The following is a 15,498-nucleotide window of genomic DNA, read 5'->3' as shown; positions in this document are numbered from 1 at the left end:
TTTTTTTAGCTGTTTTCTCCGATGATTTCTTCATAAAATTCTTGTAATTCTTGGGCTTTTTCACTCATACCAAATACGTTTAGTCCAGCGTAAAATTCAGTAAAATCGACTGTTGCCGCTTTTTTTGCATTGCGGGCTTGCAGTAGTTTTTCAAAATAAGTGGCCATCATTTTGGCGTACATGTATTTTGGTTTTTTTGCGACAGCCTGTAAGCCGGATAAAAATTGTACTAAAATGTGATCATTTTTTCGTTGGAAACCAAGGATAATGCCATTAATAAAAAAAGTCGTCATCAGGGAAGTGTAGTAAGGGTTGGTGGCATTTTTAGTCAAGGTTTCTTTGGAGCTGTCAAAAAGAGCTAAAATCATTTCATCTGAAAAAGCGAACATTAAATTCATAAACGTCGTCAGCTCAAAGTGTTGCCAAACTTCCACTTTAAATAAATAGTCACAAATTTTAGTAATTTCTGCTTCATATTTTTTAGCGTCAAAGTGATTATTTTTATAAGCTAAAATCGTTTTTGTTTCAAACCACAAAATATAAAAATAGAAATCGTGACTTTCTAAATAAGCTTGCCAAATCTCTGCTTGTAAGCTGGGAGTGAAAGCGCCGGTATAGTATTCTTTGACAAATTGATCGGCCAATCGCCTTTTAGCAGAAATTTCCTGGTCCTCTAAAAGCAGCTGGTATTCCTCGACTCGCAAATTCATCCGGTCTAAATATTGAAACAAAATGCCGCTTGAAAGCTCAGTTCCGCGATTTTCAAAGGAAGAAAGCGTCGTGCGGGAACTAATTCCTTCGCAAAGTTGCTTTTGCGTATAGCCTCTTTCGGTGCGTAATTTTTTGATTAAGTGTGCTTGGTCCATATCTGCTCTTCTGTGACGCATTTTTGTACAAAGATATTATAGCCCGAAAAAAGTGATTATACTAGAGCAGTAAGAAAAAGCGAAATGAATTGTAGCTTAAAAGAGGAGTGACCGCGATGTATCCTAATTCACCATGGGAAGTCGAAGTGTTCTAATTAAAAATGAAAAAGTAGGGTTTTAAATCAGCAATGCAAAAGGGGAATGCAAATAAAGCTGATTCATTTTTTTAGCGGAAATAAAAATAAACGGACTTTTATTTTAGCGTGTCATTTGTGCTGACGGATTGAAGTAAAAGTCAAAATTTCATACATAAGGTTGCAAAATAGTTCGCCGTTTTGTCCATAGCGTCTTGCGCATTTGTCTTTTCTCTATATGAAAAAAGAGTTCAATAATAGCTCCCTTTATTTTGGAGTATTGTCTATATTTATAAAAACAAGCAACTTTAATCTTATGTCAGCATCTGCTTACAACAGGTCGCAAAAAGCCGTCCAATTTTGAAATACACTAGTTTTGGTGCAATTTCAAAAGACGGCTTTTTGCGATTTTTTAAGTTGGAAATAAAGTAGCAGGTGATCTTATTTTAATGCCAACCTCTTATTACCAATAATAGAAAAGCTAAACTATTTAGCAGCACTTAAGGAAAAAGGCAGTTTGTCTGGGGTATGTTCTTTTGGATTTGGAACAATTCCCAGCTTAAAGTCGATATTTCCGCCGGCTGCTAATTCCTCATGGGTGAAGAATAATTTTTCTTGTAGATTTTGATTTCGTGTTGTCTCTTGGACAAATAGCTGTTGCGGATGATTTGGTGTAGCATTAATTGTCAGGGTGTTCCCACTGGATAATTTCAAAGTAGCTTTTTTCACCAGTGGCATACCAATGACGTATTCGCCAGTTCCCGGACTAACAGGATAAAAGCCTAAGGAGTTAAAGATATACCAACCCGCCATGCTGCCGTTATCCTCGTCACCAGGGTAACCATCAACAGCTGCAGTAAAGCATTCTGTCAGCAAGCTCTTAATTAACGGCTGCGCCATTTCTGGTTTGCCAAGATAGCTAAAGAGGTACGGATAATGGAAACTAGGTTGATTGGAAATCGCCAATTGGCCAAACTCAATGGCGGCCATTTCACTCATCTCATGAATTTCAAAACCATAGCCTTTGACATCAAAATCGGGTGCTTGGTTGCAAAGTTCAATTAATTTTTCCATAAAGGCTTTTCTGCCACCCATTTGGTTAATCAATCCTTGGAAATCTTGGTAGACAGCAAAACTACTTTGCCAGGTGCTCCCTTCGGCATAATCTTTGCCCCAACGAATCGAAGAAAAATCTGCGCAAAAATCACCGTTAGTATCTTTTGCCCGCATAAAGCCAGTTTTTTCATCAAAAATATTTTGGTAATTTAACGCTTGCTGGCTATAGTACGTCGCTGTTTTGTCATCGCCTAGAGTTTTGGCCACTTGGCTGATACAAAAATCGCTATAGGCATAGTCTAATGTATGGTTGACGGATTCGTGATAGTTGCTTGGGACATAGCCGTATTTGAGATAGTCTAATGTTCCTTGGCGGCCATAATTTGATTTGTCACTTTGAACAGTAGCGCCTTTTTTCATAGCTTCTAAAAGACGGGGCATTAAATCTTTGCGGATACCTTTGACAGCAGCATCGGCTACGACAGCGTCAATTAAGGTGCCCGGCATTAAGCCCCGCTCGTCTGGTGATAACCATTTTGGTAAAAAGCCGGTTTCTTCATAACTCGTTAAAAAGCCTTCCAGCATCTCTTCGTATTTTTCCTTGGCAACAAGAGAATAAAATGGATAGACCGTTTTATATGTGTCCCAAAAACCGTTGTTGGTGTATAAAATTCCTGGTTTTACGGCTTTATTATACGTATCGTAATGAATTTTTTCGCCATTTTCATTTAGTTCATAAAAAGTTTGCGGGAATAAGAAAATACGATACAAATTGTGATAAAAAGTTTTCGTATGTTCAGAATTTGTATGTTCTACTTGAACGCGGTCAAAATAGTCTTCCCAAGCACTTTGACTGGCGCTACGAAAATCAGCTACGCTCATAGCTTGTTCCCGGGTGCGATTTAAGTTGGCTTGGGAAAAGCTGATAAATGAGGTGCCTAAATGAAGCGTTTGCTTTTTCACGTTACCAAAATCTAACAATACAAAAGTTTTTTCCCCATCTACTTGTTTCAAATTGTGAATTGGGTTTTCAAAATGCAAAGACAGATAAAACGTGAAGTCATCGTCTTCTGCACCAGAAAAATTCACGACACTGACGTGTAATTCATGGTCGCTAATCTGGGTGATCTCTTTTGCGCCAGGCAATGTTAACATTAAGCCATTTTGGTCTTTTTCATAGTTTACTGCCAGAATACCGCCATACATGCTGGGAATTACAGTGGAGGAGATGTTGTAACGTAATTGCCGAATTGAAAGTTCATAAGGGCGGAAAATAGCTTCTTTAGGCCGATAAGAGCTTTGCGCATGGAATAACGAAATATCAGATAATTCACCACTAATTGGCGTAAAAAGAACGTGGGAGAAATCTCCCATCCACGGACTTGGTTGATGTGTGATGCGATAACCTTGGAAGGTGTGATCTTCAGGGTGGAACCACCAGCTGCCATGGGCGTCATTTGTTTGGGCTGCAAAATAGTTCATCCCAAAAGGTACGCCGGTGTAAGGCAGGCAGTTTCCATTTGAAAAGCTGTGTTGATTTGCAGTACCGTGGCGTGTGTCGATTGTTTCAATCATGATTTAATCTCCTTTGTTGATTCCCGCACAAATAAAGTGACGGGAATTTTTTGACTGTTTGGTTTTTGACCAGTTTTTATCCAACTTAATAAAGCTTCACCGGCAGTTTCACCGATGGCTTTAAAGTTTTGCGAAATGGTGGTGAGGGGTGGATCAACGAGTGCTGCTGCTTGAATATTATCAAAGCCCACAACGGAAATATCTTGTGGGATGGCTAGACCAGCCTGGCGCAATGTTCGCATGGCTTGAATGGCGGTGATATCATTTTCGCAAACAAAAGCAGTAATTTGATTTTGCTTCACGTAGCGTAATAAGTGGTCTTCGCTGGTTGTATCTTCTTCAAAAGAAGTATGAAAATCAATTTGATGTTCCATCAAACTTTGGATATAGCCTAAATAACGTTGGCGCGTCGATTGGGGATGATGACGGTCGCCAAATAAATACGCAATGCGTTTGTGCCCGGCTTTGACAAGATAATCACAGGCTTTTTTGCCCCCGGCTAAGTTATCAGATAAAAAAGAAGGCAAACTTAGATCAGGCACCTCTTTATCTAAAAGTACGATGGGAAAGTCCGCAAAAGATAATTCAAACAATAGATCCAAATGTTGATTTTCATCTTCGGTGTAATAAATCAACCCATCAAACTCGGCTTTAATATCTTGGGGAGTGTGAGTATTTAAAAAGTCATAAGTGGCAATCATCAATTCATGCTGTGCATGTTGCATCACAGGTAAAACACTGCCAGATAAGTTTCCAATGGCGACATCGTCGGTAAAAGGCAATAAAATCAATACGCGATTTGTCGCAGCCGTAGTTTTTAATTTACCCGTTACAAAACTACCCTTGCCGCGAGTACGTTCAATCAAGCCTTTTTGTTCCAATTCATTTAGTGCCCGCTTTGAAGTGATGCGGCTAACGCTGTATTTTTCAGAAAGTTCTTTTTCAGTGGGTAATTGATCGCCGGCAGCTAATAAGCCACTGGTAATATCGGCTTGTAAGTCCCGTAATATTTTTAAATATAAAGGTTCCATTTTTTTCTCCTTCAATTGGTATATCATATACAGTAGTTTATCACATATTTTGCTGCTGTAAATAAATAAAAAAACTTTTTTGAAAGCGTAGACATCGAAGTTAAAGTGCTATATAATCAAACAAGAATTAAAGATATATCATTTAGCGGAGGCGACGAGGGAAATGACTTATAAAGATATACCAAAATCAGTACAACAATTTATGGATGATATTACAGCAAAATGCGGGAGTGAACATGCCGACTGGGCAGAAAACTTTAACGCAGCTTTTGCCAATACTTTATTAACAACAGTAAAACGTCACGAAGACGGCACGACTTTTCTATTAACAGGTGATATTCCAGCCATGTGGTTGCGGGATTCAACCGCCCAAGTACGCCCGTATCTTGTCGTTGCCAAAGAAGACGAAGATTTAGCGGCGATGATTTCTGGCTTAGTCAAAAAACAATTTTACTATATTAATATCGATCCTTATGCCAATGCTTTTAACGAAGAAGCAAATGGTGCCGGTCATCAAAGTGATCACACAGAAATGAACCCGTGGATTTGGGAGCGAAAATATGAAATCGATTCCTTATGCTATCCAGTCCAATTGGCTTACTTACTTTATAAAAACACTGGGCGAGCTGATCAATTTAACGAAGATTTCATTACAGGGGTTAAAAAGATTTTGACCGTCTTTACTACTGAGCAAAACCACAGCGCATCACCTTATACTTTTGTCCGGGATACCGATCGCTTGGAAGATACGTTAGTCCGTGAGGGTAAAGGGGCAGAAGTTGTGCCAACTGGGATGACCTGGTCTGGTTTTCGCCCAAGTGACGATGCATGTAAATATGGCTACTTGGTACCGTCCAACATGTTTGCCGTCGTTATTTTAGGTTATTTAGAAGAGATTTTTAGTAACGTTTTAAAAGATGAAGAGATTGTAGCAAGCGCTCACCGATTGAAAGTTGAAATCGAAGCAGGTATTAAAGAACACGGGCGTACAACTAATAAGGCAGGAGAAACGATTTTTGCCTATGAAGTTGACGGCAAAGGCAATGGGACAATTCAAGATGACAGCAATGTGCCTAACTTAATTTCAGCGCCTTATCTAGGCTATGGCAAGATGGATGACACCCAATATTTGGCAACCCGCAAAACCTTATTAAGCAAAGAAAATCCTTATTTTTACGAAGGTAAATTTGCTAAAGGTATCGGCTCTTCCCACACACCAGAAAATTATGTTTGGCCGATTGCGATGGCAATGGAAGGGATGACAACGGCTGATAAAAAAGAAAAAGAGCGCATTTTAAATCAATTGGTGGCAACAGATGCGGGAACGCATTTAATGCACGAAGGGTTTGATGTGGATGATCCCAACCAATATACAAGAGAGTGGTTTTCTTGGGCTAACATGATGTTTTGTGAGTTGGTTATGGACTACTTTGATATTCAAGTGAAAAAATAATAACAGCTTGGGGCAAGTTATAATGTAGCGGTTGCCACAAGATTTATTTAGGAGACGACAAACATGAAGAAAAAAGTATATATTATTTCCCACAGTCATTGGGATCGCGAATGGTACATGGCCTATGAACAACACCATATGCGCCTTGTTACTTTGATGGATGACTTATTGGAATTGTTTGAAAAAGATCCAGATTTTAACAGCTTCCACTTGGACGGCCAAACGATTATTTTAGATGACTATCTTCAAGTTCGTCCAGAAAAACGTGAAGCCATTCAAAAGGCGATTGACGCTGGCAAACTACGAATTGGACCTTTTTATATTTTACAAGATGACTTTTTAACTAGTTCAGAGTCAAATGTGCGCAATATGCTGATTGGCATGGAAGACAGTAAAAAATGGGGCACACCGGTTATGTTGGGTTATTTCCCAGATACTTTTGGCAATATGGGACAAACCCCACAAATGATGAAGCAAGCCAATTTACAAGCAGCGGCTTTTGGTCGCGGTGTGAAACCAATCGGCTTTGACAATCAAGTTTTAGCCGATGACAATTACACTTCGCAATATTCTGAAATGAATTGGATTGGTCCAGATGGTACGGATATTTTTGGGTTATTATTTGCTAACTGGTATTCAAACGGCAATGAAATTCCCGCTGAAGAAAAAGCGGCCCGCGCTTTTTGGGATCAAAAATTAGCGGATGCTGAAAAATTTGCCTCTACCAATCATCTGTTAATGATGAACGGCGTTGACCATCAACCTGTTCAAAAAGATGTCGCCAAAGCAATCAAATTAGCCAACGAACTATACCCCGATTATGAGTTTGTTCATTCTAACTTTACCGATTATTTAGCAGCGGTTCAAAATGACTTGCCAGCAGATTTAGGTGATGTAAATGGCGAATTGACCTCACAAGAAACAGACGGCTGGTTTACCTTAGCTAATACAGCTTCGGCGCGCGTATATTTAAAACAATGGAATACGCGCGTTAGTCGCCAATTAGAAAATATAACCGAACCACTGGCGGCGATGGCGTATGAAGTTTCTGGCGAATATCCTTTTGATGAATTGGATTACGCTTGGAAAACATTGATGCAAAATCATCCCCATGACAGCATTTGCGGCTGTTCTGTCGATGAAGTCCATCGGGAAATGATGCCGCGTTTTGAAAAAGCCAATGAAGTCGGCAAGTACTTGGCTGATGAAGCGTGCGCGCAGCTAACAGCAGCCATTGACACGTCAAAATTTCCAGCAGATAGTTTTCCATTTGTCATCTTCAATACGGCCGGCACTAAAAAAAGTGGTGTCGCCCAAGTTGATATTGAAGTAAAACGGGTAACTTTTGCAGAGCTTTATCCTTCTGAGGGCTATGACAAGCTAGCTGCAGAGGATGCGCAAAGTTATTATGTTATCGATCAAAATGGCAAAGTGGTGCCAGCAGTAATTAGTGAAGAACAAATTCGTTTTGATTACGACTTACCAAAGGATCGTTTCCGTATTCCTTACATGGAAAAATACGTAACCGTAACAATCGACGTTGCCGCAATGGCAGGTTATGCCTGGGATAGCTTTGCTTTAGTGGTAGGAGAGGCAAAAGAGCTTTCGAATTCTTTAGTCGCTAAGCATGGCCGCATTTTGGAAAATAATTTTATTAAAGCTGAAATAACATCAGATGGTAGCTTAAGTGTCACCAACAAGGAAACCGGGAAAACATTAAACAAATTACTTGTTTTTGAAGATGTGGGAGATATTGCCAATGAATATATCTTTAAACAACCTAAAGGTGATCACGCGATCTTATCAGCGTTCTTCCCCCATCAAGTTGAAGTGTTAGAAGACAATGGCTTAGTGGCTAAAGTACGCTTAACTCATGAAATGGAAATTCCGAAGTCCGCTGAAGATCTACTGGATTTGGAACAAAAGAAAGTCGTGGACTTCCGCTTCCGTGACGCAAGTCGCAGTAAAGAAACAATTGCTTATCCGATCGTAACGGAAATCACTTTAAATAAAAATAGTAAAATGGTGGAATTTGCGACAACAGTCAATAACCAAGCCAAAGACCATCGCTTACGGGCGTTGTTCCCAACAACTTTAGACGTGGCCACGCATGAAGCAGACAGTATTTATGAAACCGTGGTTCGACCAAACCAAGTTTCCAAACACTGGGAAAATCCAACGAATCCGCAACATCAACACGCATTTGTCAATTTGCATGCGGATGACTTTGGCTTAACGGTATCTAACTATGGTTTAAACGAATATGAAATCGTCAATGATACCATTGCGTTAACTCTATTACGTTGTGTCGGCGAATTAGGGGACTGGGGATATTTCCCAACACCAGAAGCACAGTGTCTGGGCGAGCATACGTTTAATTACGGCGTTGAACTTCACGGTGAAAAAGAAACGCGTTTTGACAGCTACAAACGAGCTCATAGCGCGCAAGTCCCACTGAGCGTGAAACAAACAGATATCCACCCCGGCAAACTGGCCCCACAAGATGTTTTTGTAAAAATTACGGGTGAAAAATTTGAACCAACTGCCTTAAAACGTCGTAAAGACGACCAGGCGTTAATTCTAAGAGGGTATAACTTAAGTGGCGACAAAGATGCTTTGGTACTAAAAAAAGATGATCAGGCGCCAATTAAGACCTTAAATCTATTAGAAGAACCTTTAAAAGACTATGAAGATACATTACAACCTTACGAAATTCGCACAGTAGAATTTTAAAAAAGTAGACTTTACGGCAAGTAAATAAAGATACCCGAGCTTAGCATGCCTAATCCCAAATACAGCCTTGTCGGCAGTTGGAATACGTCAGCTTAAGCTACGGGTATTTTGTTTTGAAAAAAAGGAGTTAATAAAATGACCGAAATTTTAATTGGCTTTCAAACAGCCACACCTAAAGCAGCACAAGTCGCAGAACAAGTGGCGCAATTATTCAAAGCATGCGGCTATGAATTTTCATCAGAAACTACACGTAAAATTGAACTGGTACTAGTGCCTTCTTTAATGCAGGAGTTTACTTATGAGGAAAATGAACATTCCCAACTTTTAGCAAAAAACGAGGCGGGACTGTTTTATGGCGCAGTTCAGTTGGTTTTACATGAACTTTTTAACGAAGAGTGGCGTATACAGTTACCACAAATGAAAGAACGCTGTTTAATGATTGATATTGGCCGCAAGTTCTATCCCTTAAAAGAATTAAAGCGTCTGGTACGCAGCATGGCCTTGTTTAATTTTACGCACTTACAATTGCACTTTTCAGAAAATGAAGGCTTTCGGATCGAGTCAAAAAAACATCCGGAAATTGTTTCAAAACAACACTTAACCCAAGCAGAAGTAAAAGAGCTGATTGCGTATTGTCAAAACTTTTATATTGAAGTAATTCCAGATATTGACAGTCCTGGACACTTAGAGCAGGTGTTAGAAACTTATCCGGATTGGCGGTTAAAAAAATCCGTAGCAGGAAAACTAGTGGCGGATGTGCGGGCGCTCGATATTTTAAATCCGGCTGCGGTAGATTTCGTCTTTGAAATTTATCAAGAATACGCGACACTTTTTAAACAAAGCCATTATTTTCATATTGGCGCGGATGAATTCATTGATTTTGACCAAGTGGAAGTATATCCGACCTTGCAAAAAGCTGCTTTAGAAAAGTTTGGTCCAAAGGCGAGCGGAATTGAGATCTTTACTGACTATGTGAATAATTTAGTCGCAAAAATCAGTGACTTAGGCTTTGTCGTTCGCGTTTGGAATGATGGTTTTTATCGCTTGAATCGGCAAGAACAATTGACCCTTTCTAAAAATTGTCAGATTTCCTATTGGACCCGTTGGAATAAAAATATGGCGCCAGTGGAGACATTTTTTGAAGCGGGATATCAAGTTGTGAACCATAATGATAATTATTTTTATTATGTTTTAGGGGAGATGGCAGGATACAGCTATCCGACCTATGAAAAAATTCAACAAGGCTTTACATTGGACTTATTTGCCAACGATCAACTTGTTGCCGCAAAATATTTAGCCCAAACACCCGCTGTCGCCTTGGCGATTTGGGCCGATGATCCCAATGCTCAGACGGTAGCTGAGGTAATTGATGCCGTCTTTTACTTACAAGCAGCCTTAAATGAAAAAGTCAGTCAGCTAACTCGGATTAAAGCGCACTATCACACACTTTTTGAGCACTGGCAAAAATAAAAAGCGCGGGTATCTTGAAACTATGGCACCTAGGATACAAACACAACCTATTAAAAATGCGGGTAACCTATTGGTTGGCAGGACTTTTTATACTAGCGATAAAAAAGCACAATTAAATAGGCTAAAATTTTTCCAAAAGTTACAGTCAACTCTTGATAGTTTCTGAAAATTTTACGCTTATTTTGGTGAAGACCCCTCATTTTTATCCGCTTTGCCCAGGTGAGTTTTACAAATAAAAAAACGAAATAAATTTGTTACTTCCCTGCAATTTTTTCAATAAAATTAGAAGAAAAATAACGCTCCTTTATAAGAAGTACTTTTAACTTTTATAAGTTGACAGCCCTTACGACAAACATTAGAATAAAGTTGTGTCTAAAACACATATGCATGTAGGCATATTGATAATTTCAGATTAAAGTTTATCAAAAAACTACGAACAATAATTGAATAAGATAGTACGGAGGTGGATCTATTGACTTTAATGTATATTCTCCTCGCTATCATCGGTTTAATTGTCGGTGTTTTATTAGGGCTATTCGTTGCTAAATCTCGTCACGAAAAAGAGATCGCAGGGGCGCAAAGTTCTGCTCAAGGGATTTTGACCAGTGCGCAAAAAGAAGCGGAAACTCTAAAAAAAGAAGCCTTGTTAGAAGCTAAGGAAGAAAATCAGAAGTATCGTGCAGAAATTGAAAGTGAGTTGAAGGAAAGCAAACTTGAATTAAAAACCCAAGAAAATCGCTTGCTCCAAAGAGAGCAGCTGCTTGATCGCAAAGACGACTCAATTGAAAAACGCGAAAACTCACTGGAAGAAAAAGAAACAAAACTTAGTGCGAAACAGCAATTAATTGACGAGCGAGAAAATGAAGTCGAAAAATTAATCGAAGGACAACAGCAAGAGCTTGAAAAAATCGCTGCTTTGTCCCGTGATGAAGCCAAAGAGATCATCATGAAATCAACAGAAGAAGAGTTGAATCATGAACTGACCTTAATGGTGAAAGAGTCTGAGCAAAGAGCCAAGGAAGAAGCGGACAGAAAAGCCAAGAACTTATTGTCCCTAGCCATCCAACGCTGTGCTGCAGATCAAGTTTCCGAGATGACAGTCTCTGTTGTTTCATTGCCAAACGATGAAATGAAAGGACGAATCATCGGTCGTGAAGGCCGCAACATTCGTACCTTAGAGACTTTGACAGGGATTGATTTGATTATCGATGACACACCAGAAGCAGTGGTATTGTCAGGGTTTGATCCAATCAGACGGGAAATTGCCCGCATGACATTGGAAAAACTAATCCAAGATGGTCGTATCCATCCAGCTCGTATTGAAGAAATGGTGGAGAAATCTCGTAAAGAAATGGATGAACGCATCCGTGAATACGGGGAAGAAGCCGCATTTGAAGTTGGCGCCCACACCTTGCATCCTGATTTAATTAAGATCTTAGGACGCTTACATTTCCGTACAAGTTATGGTCAAAATGTCTTGAACCACTCCATTGAAGTTGCCAAATTATCTGGTATCTTAGCCGCTGAACTAGGTGAAGATGTACAACTTGCTAAACGAGCAGGTCTCCTTCACGATATCGGTAAAGCGCTAGATCATGAAATCGAAGGCTCTCACGTGGAAATCGGTGCGGAATTAGCCGCTAAGTACAAAGAAAACCCAGTTGTGATTAACGCCATTGCATCACACCATGGCGATACAGAAGCAACGTCAGTTATCTCCGTCTTAGTTGCGGCCGCAGATGCACTATCTGCTGCTCGCCCAGGTGCCCGCAGTGAATCATTAGAGAACTACATCAAACGGTTGGAAAACTTAGAGAATATCTCCAATAGTTTTTCTGGTGTAGAATCAAGCTTCGCTGTCCAAGCTGGTCGCGAAGTACGGGTAATGGTTAAACCAGAAGAAATCTCAGACTTAGAAGCGGTTCGCTTAGTGCGAGACATCCGCAAAAAAATTGAAGACGAACTGGACTATCCAGGCCATATCAAAGTAACTGTGATTCGGGAAACCCGCGCCACAGACTACGCCAAATAATTTTGAAATCGAACACCCCGCTGAATTTAGTCAGCGGGGTGTTTTTGAGTTAGGTGGGAGCGAGAAACTCTCAATGCTTTTTATTTTTTTGATATTTTTATGGACTGGGTAAATCTTTTGAGAAAAGTCTGAAAGACAATTTCTAAAGTGTATACTTTAGTTAGCATACTTACTTATATAATTGAATTAGTATATTAATACGAATGAATGGATTGATATGCTATATTTAACATATAATAGTCAGATTTTTCGGAGGATTAATATGGATATCTATTCGTTATTAGATAAAAATGATCAAGTGGAACTTAAAATATTCAACGAGTTGATGAAAAAAAATATGAAACATCAAGCAACTGAAATTAGAAAAAGACTCAATTTATCTCGAGGAAGATTTTCTGAGAGAATAGAAAGTCTAATAGCTCGCTTGAAGGCGACATTTCCCGATGTATCTCTGAACAAGACAGAAGATGATCTTATTGCCCTACTGTTACCTTTATCTTTTAATGTAAGCGATTTATACTATTGCTATTTAAAAGAGGCGGTCAATTACAAAATACTCACACATTTATATCAAGATGGAAAACTAGATATTTTTTAATAATAGAAGACTTATATTTAAGCGAGTCTACATATTATAGACGAATAAGGGAAATCAACAATGTCTTAGCAGAATTCGATTTGAAAATAATAAATGGCACTTTAAAGGGTGATGAACTGCAAATTCGTTATTTTTTCTTTAACCTTTTTTGGTATTTTATGCCATTAACTTACATTGTGGAAGAAAATGATGATTTGACAATTAAAAATTTGATAGCAATCATAGAAAATCAATCGAAGATGACTTTCAGTTTTTTTGACTATCAAAAATTATTCTTGTGGTTAAAGATTACAATAAAAAGAATTAATCATGCCGAGAAGCAGCCAAGTCGCGTTGTAGATTATTATTTAATTGTTGTACGTGAAAAGGAAAGTTACCAACAAACAAAAAATATTTTCTTCCGCTTTCTGTCGCGACTGGCATTACCATTTCAAAATGAAGAAGTTTTATTTGTGTATCTGTTTTTAATTAGTCAATTTATCACACCGCTAAAAGCACCGTTTTTCAATGATGTTTTCTTAGATATTAGTCCCAAAATCGAACCTACTATAACAAAGCTTGAAAGTTATCTTTATGCTATTTTTGACCGAAATAGTTTGACAGAGGAATCACAAGTAAAAATACGATATTCATTTATAAATATTATTTATACTGAACTATTTTTTACCGGTTTTTCAGTTTATTTCGATAACGAAAAGTTGCAAGATATAGGACAAGAGCTAGTTTCCTTGCCTTTTGATGTCTATGTTGATAAATTATATTATATTTTACAGACGATTTATCAAGATATACAAAAGCGTCCCCGCACTATTATGAAGCAAAGTAAAGTTGTAAAAAATGAAGCGTTAATTTTTAGACTATTATGTGTACTGTCTTATGTTGATAAGGTAGGTACTCCTCGTTTTCTAATTGGTTTTGACTATTATGGTGATGACTTACTGAAAGAATTAAGTTATGAAGTTACGATGGATTTAGTAAAGCAAGCACCTTTGGTCGTATGTGAACCATATATGGAAGATGGAAACTATGATTTAGTGTTAAGCAATTCAGATGTCAATAAAGAAAAATATGGAACTTCCACATATGTTTTTTCAGAAGTATTGACACCACAAGAGATGCGCTATCTTCGAAGAATCATAAAAGATTTACATTTAGAAAAAATAGAAAAGCAAGGAGTTAAAGTGTGATGCGTACAGTAATTATTGGGGCTTCTCACAGTGGTATTCAAACTGCATTAACGTTAAAGCAACTTTGTCCGACAATGGATGTTATTATTTTGGAAAAGACACAAGATATTGGCTTTATTTCCAGTGGAATTAATTTTGTTTTAACAAAAAAGATTGACGATTTAACTCAAAGTCATTCTGTTACACCTCGTGATTTATTAAATCATGGAATTGTATTAATTCGCCAAGCTGAGGTTACTAGTATTCTTCCTAAAGAAAAACAGATTTTCTATACGTATAGCGGGAAAACAAATGAGAATTTTAATTATGATTTTTTAGTTCTAGCGATGGGATCGAGTCAATTCTATTTGGATATTTCAGGCAGTGAGCTAGAAAATATACTAACTTATAAAAATGTTCAAGAATCAAAAGAAGCACTCAAAGTTTTTGCTAAAAGTAAGGAAATAACTATCATCGGTACGGGTTACATCGGAATGGAGTTAGCTTATGCGTTAAGTGGTAAAAACAAAAAGATTCACTTAGTGGAACAAATGGATAGTATACTATTTCGCTATTTTGATAAAGAGATGGTTCATGAGGTAATAAATCAGTTGCCAAAAGATATTAAATTACATATGAATACATCTGCGTTAGCCTTTGAAGGTGAGAATGGAAAAGTTACACAGACACTTCTTTCAGAGGGGAAAATTCACAATGATGCTGTAGTTGTGGCAGTTAATGCACGTCCAAATACAACACTGGTCGAAGATTTTCTTGAGTTTAATCTTGATGGAACAGTCGTAGTTAATGAATTTTTGCAAACCAAGTATCAAAATATTTATGCCGTTGGAGATTTGATTAGTGTGCCATTACAAGGTACAGAAATTTCAATTTATATGCCGTTGGTAAATAATGCTATTCGTACTGGAATCGTAGCAGCAGAAAATATTGTGTATAGAAATAAGATAAAATTACAGTCAACGCAAAAAACTAGTGTAACGCGTTTAGGGTCTTACTATCTTGCACGAACCGGCTTAACACAAGAGGAGGCTCCTTACTATGGTAAAGAGGTGATTGCAGTAGCGGATAATTTTAAAGACTACGGATTAGAAAATGAGTTTTCGAAAAATCCAGTGCTAAAACTTATTTTTGAAAAAAAAGGCTTAAAATTGATTGGTGCACAATATGTAAGTAAATTTCCTCGCTTAGAATTAATCAATTTGCTTGCTAACGCTATTCAAAAAAATGAAACTGCTCTTACTTTAAGTCAAATGGAAGCTTTTTTTAATCCTTTATTTTCTAATCCGTTACATTATATACAACAGCTAGCTTTACAAGCCTTAGTAAATAATAATGAATAAATCTTTACAAAAAGAGCTTTTAT

At 38.1% G+C, this 15,498-nt stretch carries 10 protein-coding genes and 1 pseudogene; 8 read left to right on the top strand and 3 right to left on the bottom strand.

The features are described 5' to 3' along the window. Positions 1-5: 5 nt before the first annotated feature. From P3T75_RS12805 to P3T75_RS12795, 3 genes are all read right to left on the bottom strand, one after another. Complete coding sequence (locus P3T75_RS12805) at positions 6-887, bottom strand: helix-turn-helix domain-containing protein (RefSeq protein WP_282461799.1); 882 nt, start codon at positions 885-887, stop codon at positions 6-8. 599 nt (positions 888-1,486) lie between these two features. Beyond that, the gene (locus P3T75_RS12800) at positions 1,487-3,631 is read right to left on the bottom strand and encodes a GH92 family glycosyl hydrolase (RefSeq protein WP_407649808.1); all 2,145 of its coding nucleotides are present in this window, start codon (positions 3,629-3,631) and stop codon (positions 1,487-1,489) included. After that, a complete protein-coding gene (locus P3T75_RS12795) occupies positions 3,628-4,662 on the bottom strand; it encodes a GntR family transcriptional regulator (protein WP_206902638.1) in 1,035 nt (344 codons plus the stop codon). The genes P3T75_RS12800 and P3T75_RS12795 overlap by 4 nt, the downstream gene beginning before the upstream one ends. Before the next feature lie 163 nt (positions 4,663-4,825). On the opposite strand from P3T75_RS12795, the gene P3T75_RS12790 reads away from it, so the two are divergent. The 8 genes and pseudogenes from P3T75_RS12790 to P3T75_RS12760 all read left to right on the top strand — a co-directional run bounded on the left by P3T75_RS12790 (position 4,826) and on the right by P3T75_RS12760 (position 15,475). Further along, complete coding sequence (locus tag P3T75_RS12790) at positions 4,826-6,115, top strand: glycoside hydrolase family 125 protein (protein ID WP_230709618.1); 1,290 nt, start codon at positions 4,826-4,828, stop codon at positions 6,113-6,115. Positions 6,116-6,178: 63 nt separating this feature from the next. Next, entirely contained in the window at positions 6,179-8,848 is a 2,670-nt protein-coding gene (locus P3T75_RS12785) for an alpha-mannosidase (protein WP_282461798.1), read from the top strand. A 135-nt stretch (positions 8,849-8,983) separates the two neighbouring features. After that, positions 8,984-10,318 (top strand): family 20 glycosylhydrolase, encoded by a 1,335-nt coding sequence (locus tag P3T75_RS12780; RefSeq protein ID WP_282461797.1) that lies wholly within the window; start codon positions 8,984-8,986, stop codon positions 10,316-10,318. 481 nt (positions 10,319-10,799) lie between these two features. Beyond that, entirely contained in the window at positions 10,800-12,350 is a 1,551-nt protein-coding gene (rny, locus tag P3T75_RS12775) for a ribonuclease Y (RefSeq protein ID WP_206902669.1), read from the top strand. 262 nt (positions 12,351-12,612) lie between these two features. Beyond that, positions 12,613-12,948 carry a hypothetical protein gene (locus P3T75_RS12770; protein ID WP_282461796.1) on the top strand — a complete coding sequence of 112 codons (336 nt, stop codon included), beginning with the start codon at positions 12,613-12,615 and terminating at the stop codon, positions 12,946-12,948. Beyond that, positions 12,873-13,037: pseudogene (locus tag P3T75_RS13575) on the top strand (helix-turn-helix domain-containing protein); the annotation flags it as partial. The gene P3T75_RS12770 and the pseudogene P3T75_RS13575, both read left to right, overlap by 76 nt. A 69-nt stretch (positions 13,038-13,106) precedes the next feature. Continuing rightward, a complete protein-coding gene (locus P3T75_RS12765) occupies positions 13,107-14,135 on the top strand; it encodes a PRD domain-containing protein (protein WP_282461795.1) in 1,029 nt (342 codons plus the stop codon). Then, the gene (locus P3T75_RS12760) at positions 14,135-15,475 is read left to right on the top strand and encodes an FAD-dependent oxidoreductase (RefSeq protein WP_282461794.1); all 1,341 of its coding nucleotides are present in this window, start codon (positions 14,135-14,137) and stop codon (positions 15,473-15,475) included. Before P3T75_RS12765 ends, P3T75_RS12760 begins: the two co-directional genes overlap by 1 nt. The last annotated feature ends 23 nt before the right edge of the window (positions 15,476-15,498 follow it).

It is taken from the genome of Enterococcus montenegrensis, from assembly GCF_029983095.1.
Lineage (GTDB): Bacteria > Bacillota > Bacilli > Lactobacillales > Enterococcaceae > Enterococcus_C > Enterococcus_C montenegrensis.
This window is presented reverse-complemented; position numbering and strand designations above follow the sequence as displayed.

Bases quoted from the DNA above. Each gene is read 5' to 3' on its own strand.
- P3T75_RS12805 (WP_282461799.1), bottom strand. From the start codon at position 887: ATGCGTCACAGAAGAGCAGATATGGACCAAGCACACTTAATCAAAAAA.
- P3T75_RS12800 (WP_407649808.1), bottom strand. From the start codon at position 3,631: ATGATTGAAACAATCGACACACGCCACGGTACTGCAAATCAACACAGC.
- P3T75_RS12795 (WP_206902638.1), bottom strand. From the start codon at position 4,662: ATGGAACCTTTATATTTAAAAATATTACGGGACTTACAAGCCGATATT.
- P3T75_RS12790 (WP_230709618.1), top strand. From the start codon at position 4,826: ATGACTTATAAAGATATACCAAAATCAGTACAACAATTTATGGATGAT.
- P3T75_RS12785 (WP_282461798.1), top strand. From the start codon at position 6,179: ATGAAGAAAAAAGTATATATTATTTCCCACAGTCATTGGGATCGCGAA.
- P3T75_RS12780 (WP_282461797.1), top strand. From the start codon at position 8,984: ATGACCGAAATTTTAATTGGCTTTCAAACAGCCACACCTAAAGCAGCA.
- rny (WP_206902669.1), top strand. From the start codon at position 10,800: ATGTATATTCTCCTCGCTATCATCGGTTTAATTGTCGGTGTTTTATTA.
- P3T75_RS12770 (WP_282461796.1), top strand. From the start codon at position 12,613: ATGGATATCTATTCGTTATTAGATAAAAATGATCAAGTGGAACTTAAA.
- P3T75_RS12765 (WP_282461795.1), top strand. From the start codon at position 13,107: ATGCCATTAACTTACATTGTGGAAGAAAATGATGATTTGACAATTAAA.
- P3T75_RS12760 (WP_282461794.1), top strand. From the start codon at position 14,135: ATGCGTACAGTAATTATTGGGGCTTCTCACAGTGGTATTCAAACTGCA.